Below are 16,298 nucleotides of genomic sequence, written 5' to 3'. Positions count from 1 at the left end.
CGCTTTTTTAAATCAGACCCTGCTGTTTAGAACCAAGTTTCCATCTGGATGCCGAAGTTCCACTGGCCGCCTGCCGTGAATCCGTCAGTACCAAATGAATCTGCGGAAGAATAACTGTCGAGCTCTTTGCTCCAGTCCATGTAAGTGGCGAAGAAGCGGATTTCCGGACGGCTCAGCATGTCGCTGATATCGCCGACCTTGAAGGTCGGTGCGAAGGTCAGTTTGTAGAAACCGCCTTTCACTTTGTTGTAATCGCTGTAACCCTGTGGATTGAGATCCATATACTGATAGCTGCCTTCATACGCCAGCTCGAAGTTTTCGGTAATTTGCTGGATAAGACGGGTGTTAAAGGTCAGCCATTTGTAATCATCGCCAGAGACATAACGGTCTTTGCTCTGCTGCGCCAGAACCGCCGGGGCAATACTCCAGTTTTTGCTGATCGGCGTGATGCCATACGTTGCCACACGCAGCGTACTGGCATCGTCCGTCAGCCGTCCGTCAGAGCCAAGTGCTTTCACTTCTGCTCCCAGCCCGTGCCCGTAAAGCAAGGCTGTTTTCGATGTCCCCTCGCGCAGACCGTAGAAACTGTCGCCGTGATACGCCAGCATCGTGTGGAAGCCAGTGTCCGCCGCGGTGCTGATGCCATTTTTACCCGTATTTTCACGATCCTGATTATTTTTGGCGCGCAGGCCGCTCAGCATCCACTGGAATGGCCCGGCATAGTTGTTGGCGGTGACGATGTAGTTTTCGATGCGGGTATCGTCGTTATTGTCATCCTGAAGATCGTCAAAGTTTCTTCCGTAAAGCGAGAAGTTACTTTTCAGGTTATCGCCCCATTTGACGTCGTAGATCCCGCCGCCGGTACCCGCCAGGAAGATAATGTCCGAATCCAGCCAGTGAATATCGAAGTTATCGCGGTCAAAACGTTTACCCGCCCACAGTGTGGAATCTTTCCAGACTCCGGTGAATGTCGGCAGTGATCCCAGTTCAACGAACGCCTGACGGATGTTTAAATCGCTGGTCGCGCCGGTCCAGTCGTTGTAGCTGCGCTGCCCGTCAGCCAGCATCACTTTGTAGCGGGAGGTCGCGCCGCTGGCCATCGTCTGGTTGTGCTCCAGATTCAGTTCGACGTAGGTGTTATTTTCGTTACCCAGACGCCCGACTGCACCGCCTGTTTGTCCGGCCGGGGTGACGTACGGGCCACTTTCCGTTGAGGTGCCAGAATCATTCATGATCACGCCGGAACGGGCATAACCGCTGAATTTAAACCCGCTGTTATCACTGCTGTTGCTTTTGGCATTGCCGGCTAACGTTTCGGTGCGTTTAGCCACATCGGCAGTTTGCTGCTGGTTGATTTCAGCCGTCTTCGCCACCTGACGGGTTTGCTGTTCGTTGCTGGCGGTGCGTGTCTCGAGTTGTTTAACCTGGTGTTCTGCCTGCGTAGCACGGGCTTCGGCCTTAGCGGCGCGGCTTTCGGCGAGTTGTAGTCGTTTTTCCATCGCCGCAAAGCGGGCTTCAATTGCACTGGAAGAAAGATCGGCCCCCTGAGCCGCAGAAGAAAGAATAAGTCCAATAGCAACAGCAAGATAGCGAGGTTTCATCATCATTTTTATCCCTTCAGAGGAAGTTTAATTATTATGGGAAAACCATTTTGCTAAATTGCTAAACTGGTTTTCCTGAGCACAATAAGCACTCCGCCTGTGTTTAGGCAACGAAGTTCACCAGTCTTGTCGTGAAATTGTGATCCTGTTGGCAATTCGATCTTTGATTCCGAAAATTCATTTGCGCTTGATTAGCTAAACCGGTTCTTCTATTTTATCCACAGACGATTTATCAGGATTTATAAAAGGGAATGAAGATGAATAACCGGATTTGGGTGTTGGGCGATGCCGTGGTGGATTTGATCGCCGAAGAAGATGGCCGCTTATTAAAATGCCCGGGAGGGGCACCCGCCAACGTTGCCGTCGGTGTTTGCCGTCTCGGTGGCGACAGCGCCTTTATCGGCCGCGTGGGGGATGATCCGTTCGGCAGGTTCCTGATGAAAACGCTCCGCGATGAAGGAGTCAATACTGATTGCATGATGTCTGACCCGCATCACCGCACTTCCACGGTGGTGGTGGAAAACGACGCTGACGGCGAGCGTTCCTTCACATTTATGGTGCGTCCGGGCGCGGATTTATTCCTCCAGGCCACCGACATTCCGGCGTTTAGCGCAGGACAGTTTTTACACTTGTGTTCGATTGCGCTCTCCGCAGAACCGTCACGGTCTTCCGCCTTTCTGGCAATGGCAAAAATAAAAGCGGCAGGCGGTTATGTCTGTTTTGATCCCAATATCCGCCATGACGTGTGGCCTGATGAAGCGCAATTGCGCGAAAACCTTGCCCGCGCCTTGTCGCTGGCGGATGTCATTAAAATCTCGGAGGATGAACTGGAATTTCTGACCGGTGAATCGCTGCTGTCGGAAGGAATGCTGCGCCTGTGCGATCGCTATAATCCCGAAATGTTGCTGGTCACACAGGGTAAACATGGCGTGTCGGTTTACCGGAAGAAAAATGCCAGCCTGAAGCATTATCCGGCACCCGAAGTGCGGGCGGTGGATACTACCGGGGCAGGAGATGCCTTTGTCGCCGGGTTGCTGACCGGACTGGCGCAGCACTGGCCGCTGGCGTCGGACAACATTTGTCACCCCATCATTCATCAGGCGCTGGCCTGCGGGGCGCTTGCCACTACCGCCAGAGGCGCAATGACCGCATTACCTGACAGCGCGACCTTAAAGGCGTTTTCCTCTCACGGGTAACCGGGTCCGACGACGTTGCCCGTACTGCAACTGTTCATCCGCCGAAAATAACGTAAGTAATGCGTAACAGAACGTCCTGTTTTACGAAAATCAAATCTGTGCCGCTGAACCTCCTATATTGCCGGCAGTCTGTTAGCGAGGTTATTTCTTCTGATAGCAGAATCTTTCCGTTAACAGACACTTTTTGTTAGTAGTAAAACGGCGAGCACGGATCACATGACAATGAAAAAATTACTCCTGGCGTCACTGCTGTTCAGCAGCACCTCGGTTTTCGCTGCTGACAGCTTTGTCGTCAGGGATATCCACGTGGAAGGGCTACAGCGGGTCACGGTGGGCGCGGCGTTACTGAGCATTCCCGTCCGGGTGGGCGATTCGGTCTCTGAGGACGATATCAGCCAGACCATCCGCGCGCTGTTCGCGACCGGCAACTTTGATGATGTGAAGGTGCTGCAGGACGGTAATACCCTGATTGTTCAGGTGAAAGAGCGGCCAACCATCGCGAGCATTACCTTCTCCGGCAACAAAGCCATCAAAGACGAGATGTTGCAGCAAAACCTGGAAGCCTCAGGGATCCGCGTCGGCGACGCGCTGGACCGCACCACCATTTCGTCGATTGAGAAGGGGCTGGAGGATTTCTACTACAGCGTGGGCAAGTACAGTGCCAGCGTAAAAGCCGTGGTCACGCCGCTGCCGCGTAACCGTGTGGATGTAAAACTGGTCTTTACCGAAGGCATGTCGGCCAAAATTCAGCAAATTAATATCGTGGGGAATAGAGCCTTCACCACTGACGATTTAATCGCCCATTTTCAGCTGCGCGATGAAGTGCCGTGGTGGAATGTGATTGGCGATAAGAAATATGAAAAACAAAAACTGTCCGGCGATTTAGAAACGCTGCGCAGTTTTTATCTCGATCGCGGTTATGCCCGTTTTAATATTGATTCCACGCAGGTCAGTTTAACGCCGGATAAGAAAGGCATTTATATTACCGTCAATATGACGGAGGGTGAGCAATATAAAATTTCCGGCGTGGTGGTCAGCGGCAGCATGGCCGGTCATACGTCAGAAATCGAAGCGCTGGCCGCCATTCCTGCCGGGGAGTTGTACAACGGCGCGAAGATCACCAACGTTGAAGGCGATATTAAAAATCTGCTGGGGCGCTACGGTTATGCCTATCCGCACGTCACCACACAAAGCGACATCAATGACGCGGATAAAACCGTGAAACTGAGGATCAGTGTGGACACCGGCAACCGGTATTCGGTGCGCCGCATCCGTTTTGAAGGCAATGACACGTCTAAAGATGAAGTGCTGCGCCGCGAAATGCGTCAGATGGAAGGCGCGTGGCTGGGCAACGATCTGGTGCAGAAAGGCAAAGACCGCCTCAACCGCACCGGCTATTTCGACACGGTGGATGTGGATACGCAGCCGGTGCCGGGATCTTCCGATCAGGTTGATGTGGTGTACAAAGTGAAAGAGCGTAACACCGGCACTTTCAACGTGGGCGTGGGGTACGGCACCGACAGCGGAATCAGTTATCAGCTGGGCGTGACGCAGGATAACTGGCTCGGCAGCGGTAACACGGTCAGTTTCAGCGGTACGCGTAACTCGTACCAGACCTATGTCGAAGTCTCGGTGACCAACCCGTATTACACGGTCGATGGCGTCAGTCTTGGCGGCAAAGTGTTCTACAACCACTACGACGCGGAAGACGACGATCTGGCGGCGTACAACCTGCAAAGTTACGGCGCAGGCATGAATCTGGGGCTGCCGGTCAGCGAAAACAATACGCTGAATCTGGGGCTGGATTACGTCCACAGCACGCTCACTGACATGGAGCCACAGGTGGCGGTCTGGCGCTATCTTAACGCCAGCGGCGTCAAGCCGGGGCTGGTCACCACCTCCACCAACAGCGATGCCGAACTGCGCACCAACGATTTCTTCGCCAGCGTCGGCTGGGCGTATAACGACCTGAACCGTGGCTTCTTCCCGTCTTCCGGTACCCGCGCCAGCCTGGCCGCCAAAGTGACCACGCCTGGCTCGGACGACAGTTATTACAAAATCACCTTCGATGCTAACCACTACATTCCGCTGAGTGACACATCAGACTGGGTGCTGATGGGCCGTGCCAAAGCCGGTTATGCGGCAGGCATCGGCAGCAACGAGGTGCCGTTCTACGATAACTTCTATGCGGGCGGTTCCAGCTCGGTGCGCGGCTTCTCGTCCAACACCATCGGGCCGAAAGCGGCGTATTACAAATGCAGCAGCGCAGACAGTTCGTATTCCACCTGTCCGGTGAGCAAATCCACCGATGCGGTGGGCGGCAATGCGATGGCGATCGCCAGTGCGGAATTGTATGTGCCGACACCGTTTATCAGCGAGAAATACGCCAGTTCGGTGCGGACGTCATTGTTTGTTGATTCCGGCACTGTCTGGGACACCAAATGGCAAAACACGGCGGCCACCGAGGCGGCGGGTATTCCGGATTACAGTGATCCGATGCATATCCGTGTTTCCAGCGGTATTGCATTGCAATGGCAATCACCACTCGGCCCGCTGGTATTTTCTTATGCCCAGCCGCTGGTGAAATATGAAGGCGACAGCGCGGAACAGTTCCAGTTTAATATTGGTAAAACGTGGTAATACTATACGGGACTTACGAAGTTATTACTTTATACAGACGTAATGAGAATAGAAACAAAATCTGATCTCATTATAATACCGGCATGATGTTTAAGAGCAACCCGTAACGGGTAAACATCATGCCATTATAATATACTGTTGGAATTCTTCCTTTTAAGGGCTGTCCCTGTACGGCCCTTTTTTTTATTTGTTTTTCATCACAAATAAAATGTCGTGTTTATTCCACCGGATGATAATTCCCTTGTTCATCGGCACTTTCAAATATCATGGAGACGGAATTCACACAGTGACGCAAATTCTTCTCGGTTAAATATTCCCCCTCAAACACATGTCCCAGATGTGCCTTGCAGTTAGCACAGACAATTTCTGTTCTGCGACCATCGGCATCCGGCACACGTTCTACCGCGCCCGGAATTTCATCGTCGAAAGCGGGCCAGCCGCAATGGGATTCAAATTTATGTTCTGAAGAATACAGCGGGGCGGAACAACGTTTGCAGACATAACGGCCCGGTGAAAAATGGTCGTTATACTCGCCGGTATTCGGGCGTTCTGTCCCTTTGTTTTCAATGACAAAACGTTCAAAATCATTCAGTTCTCTGTTCATTATATTCGCTCCTGGCAGGTGACATTGCAGCCTTATAGTGTAGCGCTATATTGGCGCGACACATAAAGCTGCAAGTGCCCTCAGGCCCTCCGGTGCTATTTCACGCCACCCCCCAATGACTGCCACAGGGTAATGCGGTTCTCAAAATCCGTCTGTTGCAGGGCGATCAGATCGGTCTGCGCCGACCACAGCGAACGCTGGTCAGTCAGCACCGTGAGATAATCTCCCGCGCCGGTTTCATAACTGCGGCGCGCCAGATCGTAACTGCGCTGTGCAGACGCGACATACTGCTGCTGCGCATCCATCTGCTCGCTGAGTGTGGCGCGGCGGGCGAGGGCGTTGGCGACATCCTTAAAGGCGCTCTGAATGGCTTTTTCATAGGCGGCAATCAGCCCCTTTCTCTGGGCTTCGGCGTAGCGCAACTGCGCGGTATTACTGCCACCGGTAAACAGGGGCAGCGTCAGGCTGGGGGCGAATGACCAGACGTTGGTGCCGTGACTGAACAGGTTCGACAGCGAGGTGCTGCCGACGCCTGCGCTGGCAGTCAGCGACAGCGTCGGGAAGAAATTCGCCCGCGCCGCGCCGATATCTGCATTTGCACCTTTCAGGTTGTGCTCCGCTTCCTGCACGTCAGGACGGCGCAACAATACGGAGGAAGACACCCCGGCGGGCACCAGCGCGATGGCCTGCGGAGCGAGTTCCTCCAGCGTACCCGGCAGCAGGTTTTGCGGCACAGTGTCACCCACCAGCAGATTCAGGGCGTTGATGTCCTGTGCGACCAGTGTCTGATAGCTGGCAACACTGGCGCGCGCCTGCTGATAAATCGCCATCGAAGAACTGACATCCGGCCCCGAGGCGACGCCTTCCTTCTGGCGCAGTTGCGTGATGCGCAGCGAATCCGCCGCACTTTTCAGGGTGTCCTGCGCCAGTTTCAGATTGCTGTTGTCCGCCGCCAGCGTGATCCACGCGGTGCTGGTTTCTGAAATCAGTGTCAGGCGGGTGTTCTGTGCGGTCGATTCGCTGGCAAGCCAGGTTTCTTTGGTCGCCGTGCTCAGGCTGCGGTTCCGGCCAAACAGATCGATTTCAAAACTGCTCACCGCGCCGTCAGCGGTGGCCGTACTGCTGACCCCCGCATCCTGCGTCCGGCTGCGGGTTTGCGTCAGATCGGCGTCCAGTGTCGGGAACAGACTGGCGCGTTGTTCGCCATACAGGGCTTTGGCGGATTCGATATCAGCGATAGCTTCCTGCATGTCGCGGTTGCTGGTCAGCGCCTTCGCGACCACGGCGTTGAGACGCGCATCGGTCATGATGTGCTGCCAGTCGCTGAGCACCGTGGTGGCCGCAGGCTGCGTGCCCTGCGCAGGCCAGACGGCAGGCACCGGCGCGGAAGGGCGCTGATAATCAGGATCCAGCGAAATACAGCCCGCCAGTAACAGTGACAGCGAAATAATACTCAGACGAAAAATCATGCTTACTCCTGCGCGTCTTTATGACCGGTGAAGACTTTTTTCACCAGCACGAAGAACAGCGGAACAAAGAAAATAGCCAGTAAGGTGGCCGTCACGGTGCCACCAATAATGCCGGTACCGATGGCGATGCGGCTGTTCGCCCCTGCACCGGTCGCGACCGCCAGCGGCAGCACCCCGGCGATAAAGGCCAGCGAGGTCATCAGGATCGGGCGCAAACGGGTGCGGGCGGCGGAAAGCGCGGCGGCAGTAAGGGTGCTGCCTTGTTTCAATGCCGCTTCGGCGAACTCGACAATCAGAATGGCGTTCTTCGACGACAGGCCGATGGTGGTCAGCAGCGCCACCTGGAAATAGACGTCGTTATTCAGCCCGCGCAGTTCGGCGGCAAGGGAGGCGCCAAGCAGGCCGAGCGGGATCACCAGGATCACCGAGAACGGCACGGACCAGCTTTCGTACAGCGCGGCGAGACACAGGAAGACCACCAGAATCGAGATGGCATACAGGCTGAGTGCCTGCCCGCTGGCGAGCTTTTCCTGCAGGGACAATCCGCTCCACGCCCAGGTTGAACCGGCGGGTAATTTATCCGCCAGCGCTTCCATTTTTGCCATGGCCGCACCGGAACTGTAACCGTCGGTGTTTTCGCCCTGAATTTCGTAGGAGGTCGAACCGTTATAGCGTGCGAGGCTTTCCGGGCCGTAGGTCCAGTGCGTGGTGGCGAAGGCGGAGAACGGCGTCATGCTGGTGCCGTCGCTGGTGCGCACAAACCATTTATTCAGATCCGCCGGTTTGGATCGGAACTGGCTGTCGCCCTGGATATACACTTCCTTGACGCGGCCGCGATCGACGAAATCATTGACGTAGGTGCCGCCCCACGCGCTGCTCAGGGTGGCGGTGACGTCGCTGAGCGTCAGCCCGAGCGCCACGGCTTTGTTGTTGTCGATATCAACCTGAAGCTGTGGCATCTGCGGCAGATCGTTGGCGCGAACCGATTGCAGTTCCGGACTGTTTGCCGCCATGGCCAGCAGTTCGGTGCGCAGTTTCAACAGGTCGGCACGGCTGGTGCCGCCAGTGGACATCAGTTCAAAGGTGAAGCCGTTGCTTTGCCCGAGACCGTCGACGGAAGGCGGCGTCATGGCAATCACGTTGGCATCGCGGATCACCGACAGATCCTGCATTGCGCGACCGGCGACGGCCTGCGCGGTGTTGGCGCTTCCCGGTCTGTCATCCCAGTTTTTCAGCGACACAAACGCCATCCCGGCATTTTGCCCGCTGCCGCTGAAGTTAAAGCCGGTGATGGTGAAAATGACGTTGGTATTGGCTTTTTCGTTGTCGAGGAACCACTGCGTTACGCGTGAGTTGACGGCCTGCGTGCGGTTAGCGGTGGCTCCGGCGGGCAGGGTGTATTGCACCATCACTTCGCCCTGATCTTCTGACGGCAGGAAGCTGGTCGGCAGTTGCCACATCAGCACGCCCATCAGCGCCGCCATCGCACCGTAAATCAGCACCATCACCACCGGACGGCGCTGCACATGGGTGACACCGTTTTCATAACGTTGTTCGGTGCGTGAATACAGACGGTTGAAGCCGCCGAAGAAACCGGTCGTCGCCTGCGGTTTATGACGCAGGAACGCGCCGCACAGTGCCGGAGTCAGGGTCAGCGCCACCACCACCGAGAGCATCATGGCGGAAATAATGGTGACCGAGAACTGGCGGTAGATCACGCCGGTGGAACCGCCGAAGAACGCCATTGGCAGGAACACGGCGGAGAGCACCAGCGCAATCGCCACCAGCGCACCGGAGATTTCCCCCATCGATTTTTCGGTGGCGTCGCGGGCGGAAAGCCCTTCATCACGCATGATGCGCTCGACATTTTCCACCACCACGATGGCATCATCCACCAGCAGCCCGATCGCCAGCACCATGGCAAACAGCGTCAGGGTGTTTATCGAATAGCCGAACAGCGCCAGCACGCCGAATGTGCCGAGCAGCACCACCGGCACCGCCAGCGCCGGGATCAGCGTGGCGCGCAGATTCTGCATAAACAGGTACATCACCACGATCACCAGCACGATGGCTTCGATCAGCGTTTTGATCACGTCTTCGACTGAGACTTTGATGAATTCGGTGCTGTCTTTCGGGTAGGCGACATCGTAGCCTTTCGGCATGCTGCGCTGGTATTCGCTGATGGTGTTTTTCACCAGCGTGGCGGTGTCGAGCGCATTGGCACCCGGCGATAACATCACCGCCATGCCCGCTGCCGGATGGCCGTTCAGCTGAGAGGCGGCGGTGTAATCTTCGCTGCCCATTTCGACGCGGGCGATATCACTGATGCGCACCACCGCGCCGCCGCTGTTACCTTTGACGATGATATTGCGGAACTGCTCCGGCGTTTGCAGACGTGATTGCGCACGCACGGTGGCGGTCAGTTGCTGGGAATCTGAAGAGGGCAGGCCGCCAATTTTACCGGCGGAGATCTGCACGTTCTGCGCTTCGATGGCGGTTTCCACATCTGACGGCATCAGGTCATAGGCCGCCAGTTTGGTCGGATCCATCCAGATGCGCATGGCGTATTCCGCGCCAAACACCTGCAAACTGCCGACGCCGCTGACGCGCGCCAGCGGATCCTGCATATTACTCACCAGCCAGTCGGCGATATCCGAACTGCTGGCCTTGTCGGTTTTGTCGTACACCGCCATGATCAGCAGGAAGCTGGACTGCGATTTAGTGACCGTTACCCCGGCTTCCTGCACTTCTGTCGGCAGACGCGATTCCGCCTGCTGAACTTTGTTCTGCACCTGCACCTGTGCGGTATCGGCATTCGTGCCCTGTTTGAAGGTGACGGTGATATCCACCGAGCCGTCGGAACTGCTGCTGGAGCTGAAATAAAGCAGATTATCCAGCCCGGTCAGCTGTTGTTCGATGACCTGCGTGACGCTGTTTTCCAGGGTTTCGGCATTCGCACCGGAGTAGGTGGCTTTGATTTTGACTGACGGCGGCGCGACGTCCGGATACTGCGCCACCGGCAGGGTGCGGATCGCCATAATCCCGGCCATCATGATCAGAATGGCAATCACCCAGGCAAACACCGGGCGACGCACAAAGAAGCGGGAGAACATCAGGCAGCTCCTTCTGTGCTTTTGGTGGCGGTATTCTTCACTTCAACCGCTTTCACCGTATCGCCCACGGCGACCTTGTCGTTGCCTTCCACCAGCACGCGGTCACCGGCCTGCAAGCCTTTGACGATCAGCCAGTTTGTGCCGGTGGCTTCACCGGTTTCCACCTCACGTTGTTCGACTTTACCGGCGGCGGTGACCACCAGCGCGGTGGCATCACCTTTGGCATCCCGCGTGATGCCCTGCTGCGGCGCGAGTAGGGCGTTTTCAATCACGCCTTCATCCACGTCGGCGCGGATAAACATGCCCGGCAGCAACACGTGTCTCGGATTGGGGAACACGGCGCGCAGGGTGACGGAACCGGTGGCTTCATCCACCGCCACTTCGGTCAGTTCGAGACGGCCTTTTTCCGGGTACACCGAGCCGTCTTCTAATGTGAGCGTGACACCCAGCGCCTCGCTGTTTGCGGCCACCGCGCGTTTACGCAGGCTGAGCAAATCCGCGCTGGAGCGGGTGAGATCGACATACATCGAATCGAGATTGCGTACCGTTGCCAGCGCGGTGTCCTGCGCGGCGGACACCAGTGCGCCCGGCGTGACCGAAGAGATCCCGATACGCCCGGCAATCGGCGAGGTGACCCGCGTCCAGTCGAGATTGATTTTTGCCGCTTCCAGCGCGGCGACTTTTTCATCGACGCTGGCGCGGTCTTCGGCACAGGCCGACTGCGCGTCTTCCGCATCCTGTTGTGACACGCCTTGCTCTTTCACCAGCACCGCATACCGGCGCGCTTTCTGGCAATCAGAGAGCACCAGCGCATTGGCACTTTTCAGCGCGGCCGCCGCCTGATCGTAAGTGGCTTTGTACGACGACGGATCAATCTGATACAACGCCTGACCGGCTTTCACCGTATCGCCTTCCGTGAATAAGCGTTTCTGAATAATGCCGCCGACCTGCGGGCGGACATCCGCCGTCAGCGTGGCGGTGGTGCGTCCGGTTAATTCGCTCACCAGATTGAAAGGCTGTGCTTTTAAGGTGACGACGCCCACTTCAGTGGGTGCGGCGGCAGGTGGAGCGGTTGGTGAATTATCACAACCGCTCAGTGCGAAAAGCATAATTAAGCAGGAAGGTCTTAATAAAGGCATTTTGGTGTCCGTAAATAATAACAAGAGAATAAAAGGCAAAAGGCGTCCCGGCTGTTTTATCGAAATAAAACAGTCAGGTTGTCGTCAGGTTTATTTAAAGAATCAGCTTATTTATAAGTCATGAATTTTCTTCGTGACCTCGTTGATATAGTGAATGATCAGATCATATTTTTCCGGCGTAATATCACCGTTATAGTCTTTGGTCCGTACGGTAATTTTTAAATTCTCGATGGCATAAATCATTTCAGGCGCAGGGGGCGGGTTATTCTCAATCACGCGGGTTTTCATTTTTTCTTCTATATCGCGGATTTCGTTTCTTCTGGCTGCCAGAAAGTCAGAACCGGCAGAGGTCATGGAAAATTGTTTTTTTCCGCCTTCGATTTCCGCCGCCGTGGCAAAACCGCGTTCGACAATCTGCGACAGGATCGGGTAAATCACGCCGGGGCTGGGGATATAAGCCCCCATCGAATAGCCTTCAATCGTTTTGATGATTTCATAGCCGTGCGCCGGGTTTATCTGGATCAGATGCAAAACGAACAGCGTCAGTTCCTGACGGGTGAACAGTTTGCTTTTACGCCGTGCGGCAGGTGCAGTTCCGCTCATGTTTTCTCTCCTTCCGTTATTCCCGATGGCCTCAAGATATATCTTGTGGGTTTTCGGGGCAAGCCGGTGTCAGGGCGGGAAAATTACGTAAGGATAGTGTTAACCGGTTGTTTTACATCGACTAAATAGCCACTGCGTGGGTAAGGGGAAACGGCCTGCTGACACTTCTTAACACTCGGGAAGGCGGCTAACTCCCTGATTTACCGATGAACGGCAAAAAGATGCCCTCCTGCTCTTTTTGCCGTGTAAGCATTGCGAAAAAGTCATAGTATTGTGACGGTGTCACGTTTATTTCATCACGTCTGCCATGATTTTACTGACTTGTTGCAGGGCGGGGGCGGCATCCTCAACGCCAGCGGCTTGCTGCTCCTTCACCCAACGGGCCTGACTTTCCTGATAGCGCGTCACTTTCTGCCAGTGCATGATCTCGCTGTGTTGCAGGATGCGGACCTTTGCGCCGTCTTTTCGCAGGGCGGCCAGCTGGGGTTCAAAATGCTTATCCATCACCGAACCGGCCGTTTTACGGGCGATGTCAGCGGCGCGGGTGATGGCGTCTTTATCTTCCTGCGCCAGTCCGTTCCAGACCTTCTGATTCATCACCAGCAGGTAAACATGACCGAGCCATAGCTCTTTCGAGACTAAGACGTCGGGGGCCATTTTGTGGACTTTGAGGTCGTAACCGCTGTCGACATTAACCATGATGCCGTCGAGTTGTCCGGTCTTAAACGCATTGACCGTTTGCCCGCCCCACGGCATGGTCACCGGCGTCGCGCCCGCATTACGCAGGAAATCCTGATGCCAGAAACTGGCTGAACGCCAGGTGGTGCCTTTAATATCCTGAAGGTTTTTTAGCGGATGCGTGCTGAAAAAGGCCACCGGATAACCGGTAGCGGGAAAGAGATTTACCACACCGTTTTGTTTCAGCTCAGCGGAGAAGGCCGGGATTTCCGCATAAACGCGGCGGAAGAATTCTATCTGTTTGTCACCGGACGGGCCGACCGGAAAACTTTTGAAAACCTGATGCAGCGGCAGATCTTTGGCCGCATATTCCGGCACCACAATGCCGATATCGGCGGTGTTGCCCTCACGTATCGTGCGAAGTGCGTCGTAGCCGGTGGAGAGTTCACCGTTCCAGTGGTCTTCAATTTTCAGGCGACCGTGGGATTCTTTTTCAATCGCGGGGAAAAATACGTCCTTTATAAAGCGGGTGCGCATGGCCCCCAGAGGTTCGTGATCGGTGTAGCGCAGGGTTGTGGTGGCGCAGACGCCTGCCGGTAACAACAGCAGCGCCAGTGCGAGGGTCAGGGGCTTTCTGATTAATTCCATGTAATCTCTCGTTAAAAGGGGAAATACCGGTGCTCATTCTAACGACAGGGCGAAAGGGGAACCGTGCGGACGGACAGGAAGGTACAAAAAAAAGCGCCATGTTTGCACATGACGCCTGTTGTGTTGCGGGGGGTTAACGAAGATTAGAAATCGACGTTCACGCCCAGCTGGAAGCTGCGACCCGGCATAACGGCCAGAGCTTTGTTATAAGCATCCTGGTTGGTGGTGTCGGTCAGTGTGCGGCTGCTCAGATAATCCCAGTATTTGCGGTCGGTGATGTTATAGACGCCACCGCTGAGTTTGACGTTCTTAGCGACTTTCCAGTACGCCGTCGCATCCACCATGCCATAACCCGGCACGTTCATGTATTCGGTGGTGGAGCTGGTCAGTGCGGTACCGCTGTTGGTGTAGCTCTGGCGGCTGGTCGCTTCGGCTTTTTTGCCTTTCACGAAGGTGGCTGTCAGTGCGGTTCCGTAAATTCCTGATGGATCATCCCATGCCACGCCGGCCACAAATTTCATTGGCGGTACGCTGTCGAGGTCAACGTATTTGTCGCCTTCGTAGCTGGATTTAGACTCACCTTTGGCATAGCCCAGTGCGAAGCTGGTGCTCAGGCCGTCGACGCTGCTGAACCAGGTACCGTAGTTGATTTTGGTACTCAGATCGCCCCCGTAGATAAAGGCTTCATCGCGGTTTTCTGCCTGATAAATCGTATAAATATTGGAAGGCACGTTGGTGAACATGCCCGGGCTGCCCGCACGGGTGTAACGGGTGTTAGCAATGAAGTTTTTGTAGGTGTTGTAGAACACCGACGTCTTGAAGGTCACGCCTTCCGTCGCTTCACCCTTCATGCCCCACTCGAAGTTATTGCTGGTTTCGGTCTTCAGGTTGGTATTACCGATCAGCGCATATTGCTGGGAACCGGCGTAAGAAGAGCCAAGGTTCCATGAGCCATAAAGCTGGCTGGCATCCGGGAACTGGGCGCCACGACGGTATTGCAGGTAAGTCATCAGCTTAGGCGTGATGTCATAGGTAAATGCCAGAGACGGCAGAACCTGCGTATCCGTGTTGGCTTTCCCGTACAAAGTGGAAACCTGATCTTCAGATACCGTGCTGTTCGACAAATCGGACAGGTCTTTGGCTTTGGTGTTCTGATAGGCCACACGCACCGCCGGAACGATGGAGAAGTTATGGCCATCGAGGTCAAACTTCATGGTGTCCTGCAGGAAGCCGCCGAGAGTATAAGAACGGCTGTTCGCTTCCGGCTGCATGATGGTGGTGTAAACACTCTGATCCGGGCTTTCGCGGAACGGACGTTCCGTATTCGACATACGGGCGTTGAGACCGGCGCTCAGTTCATGACGACCCAGCGTTTTCAGCCAGCTGGTTTCCCCGCCGAAGGTGTTGACGTCATAGTTGGAGTAGACGTTCATCATCTCGCCGCTGGAATTCGGCATGTAGGTGTTGTCGTGCGCCTGGGTGTACTGGTAATACACTTTGGACACCACGGCATCCGCGTAATCGTTGAACGGCGTCCATTCGTCTTTCAGGCTCGCGCCCCAGCGGCGGGTGTTACTTTGCTGCTGTGCGGTGCCGATAATGCTACTGCCCGCGCTGTTCCAGGTGTCGTAATGGGTGTGGTTCACTTTTTCGTAGTAATCCAGCGTGCCGGTGACTTTATGTTCGTCATTTGGCTGCCAGATCACAGAGGTCATGATGGCGTCAGAGTGCCAGTTTGCCGGGTAGGCGTCGTGCGTACCGCTGTTATTTTCGGTTTCCTGTCCGTCGCGGCGGCTGATGGCAATCAGGCCACGCAGGGTTTCGTCACCGGCAGCGGCAGTGATGCCGTTGTGCCAGGAACGGTCGGAAGAATCATAATCTGACTGGTAACCGAAATAGGTTTCCTTGCCCGGACGCAGGTAATCGTCGGCGGATTTTGGCAGGAAGGAAACGGCACCGCCGATGGAGGAATTGGCGCGATCGGCTGAGGTGGCGCCGGATTCGATATCGACCTGACCGTAAATGTACGGGTCGATGTAATCACGGCCAATGCCGGATGTCCCCAGACCTGCACGGCTGGCATAGCTGCGGCCGGTGGCATTGGGTTGCGGAATGCCGTCGACGTCGATGCCGACGCGGTTGCTTTCCAGACCACGAATGTTGTAGCCGGTGTAACCGTTGCGGTCGAAACCGCTTTTGCCATTGCCGGAGCCGCCGCTGGAGCCGGTCGCGGTGATCAGCGGCTCATAACGCATGATGGTGCCGAAATCATTCCCGCCACGTTTTTGCATATCGGCGGCCGTGATGGTGGTTTTCGAGCCCGGTTTTTTATCCGGCATCGTTTCCGTGACGGTCATGACTTCTTCATTGTTCTGCGCCAGATCCTGTGCAGTACGCACCGGTTTTTTCTTGATGGCCTCAGAAGATGGCGTGTTGCTGGCGGTGAGATCGGTGTTGTTTTTAACTGCGTCCGCTGCATTAACGTTGAAGGTGGTGGTGAGGATCGTCCCCATGAAAATGACGTTTTTCACCAAACCCTGCTGTGTAAAGGATTTGAACATTTGTTATGTGTCCTGCACTGATTTTTTTAAGTTCTGCTCGCATGTA

Annotated in this window: 10 protein-coding genes; 2 read left to right on the top strand and 8 right to left on the bottom strand. The window is 55.4% G+C overall.

From position 1 onward, the window contains the following. Nucleotides 1-26: 26 nt before the first annotated feature. Nucleotides 27-1,607 carry a carbohydrate porin gene (locus EYY67_RS11855; RefSeq protein WP_131693554.1) on the bottom strand — a complete coding sequence of 527 codons (1,581 nt, stop codon included), beginning with the start codon at nt 1,605-1,607 and terminating at the stop codon, nt 27-29. A 251-nt stretch (nt 1,608-1,858) separates the two neighbouring features. Here EYY67_RS11855 and EYY67_RS11850 point away from each other — a divergent pair, with 251 nt between their 5' ends. Further along, nucleotides 1,859-2,797, top strand: coding sequence for an aminoimidazole riboside kinase (locus EYY67_RS11850; RefSeq protein WP_131693553.1), 939 nt, complete (start codon nt 1,859-1,861; stop codon nt 2,795-2,797). 216 nt (nt 2,798-3,013) lie between these two features. Beyond that, a complete protein-coding gene (gene bamA / locus EYY67_RS11845; RefSeq protein ID WP_131693552.1) occupies nt 3,014-5,437 on the top strand; it encodes an outer membrane protein assembly factor BamA in 2,424 nt (807 codons plus the stop codon). Between the two features lie 217 nt (nt 5,438-5,654). Here bamA and EYY67_RS11840 read toward each other — a convergent pair whose 3' ends face one another. The 7 genes from EYY67_RS11840 to EYY67_RS11810 form a co-directional block, all read right to left on the bottom strand. After that, the gene (locus EYY67_RS11840; RefSeq protein WP_095925495.1) at nt 5,655-6,041 is read right to left on the bottom strand and encodes a methionine-R-sulfoxide reductase; all 387 of its coding nucleotides are present in this window, start codon (nt 6,039-6,041) and stop codon (nt 5,655-5,657) included. A 95-nt stretch (nt 6,042-6,136) separates the two neighbouring features. Continuing rightward, entirely contained in the window at nt 6,137-7,507 is a 1,371-nt protein-coding gene (locus EYY67_RS11835; protein WP_131693633.1) for an efflux transporter outer membrane subunit, read from the bottom strand. Nucleotides 7,508-7,512: 5 nt separating this feature from the next. Then, nucleotides 7,513-10,623 carry an efflux RND transporter permease subunit gene (locus EYY67_RS11830; RefSeq protein WP_095925497.1) on the bottom strand — a complete coding sequence of 1,037 codons (3,111 nt, stop codon included), beginning with the start codon at nt 10,621-10,623 and terminating at the stop codon, nt 7,513-7,515. Then, on the bottom strand, nt 10,623-11,762 hold the full coding sequence (locus tag EYY67_RS11825) for an efflux RND transporter periplasmic adaptor subunit (RefSeq protein ID WP_131693551.1): 1,140 nt from the start codon (nt 11,760-11,762) through the stop codon (nt 10,623-10,625). Before EYY67_RS11825 ends, EYY67_RS11830 begins: the two co-directional genes overlap by 1 nt. 111 nt (nt 11,763-11,873) lie before the next feature. Then, the gene (locus EYY67_RS11820; RefSeq protein ID WP_095925499.1) at nt 11,874-12,365 is read right to left on the bottom strand and encodes a PadR family transcriptional regulator; all 492 of its coding nucleotides are present in this window, start codon (nt 12,363-12,365) and stop codon (nt 11,874-11,876) included. A 288-nt stretch (nt 12,366-12,653) separates the two neighbouring features. Continuing rightward, nucleotides 12,654-13,691 carry a TRAP transporter substrate-binding protein DctP gene (gene dctP / locus EYY67_RS11815; protein ID WP_095925500.1) on the bottom strand — a complete coding sequence of 346 codons (1,038 nt, stop codon included), beginning with the start codon at nt 13,689-13,691 and terminating at the stop codon, nt 12,654-12,656. A 143-nt stretch (nt 13,692-13,834) separates the two neighbouring features. After that, on the bottom strand, nt 13,835-16,252 hold the full coding sequence (locus EYY67_RS11810) for a TonB-dependent receptor domain-containing protein (RefSeq protein WP_131693550.1): 2,418 nt from the start codon (nt 16,250-16,252) through the stop codon (nt 13,835-13,837). Nucleotides 16,253-16,298: the final 46 nt, after the last annotated feature.

The sequence above is a fragment of the Rahnella victoriana genome (assembly GCF_004330295.1).
GTDB classification, from domain to species: domain Bacteria; phylum Pseudomonadota; class Gammaproteobacteria; order Enterobacterales; family Enterobacteriaceae; genus Rahnella; species Rahnella victoriana.
This window is presented reverse-complemented; position numbering and strand designations above follow the sequence as displayed.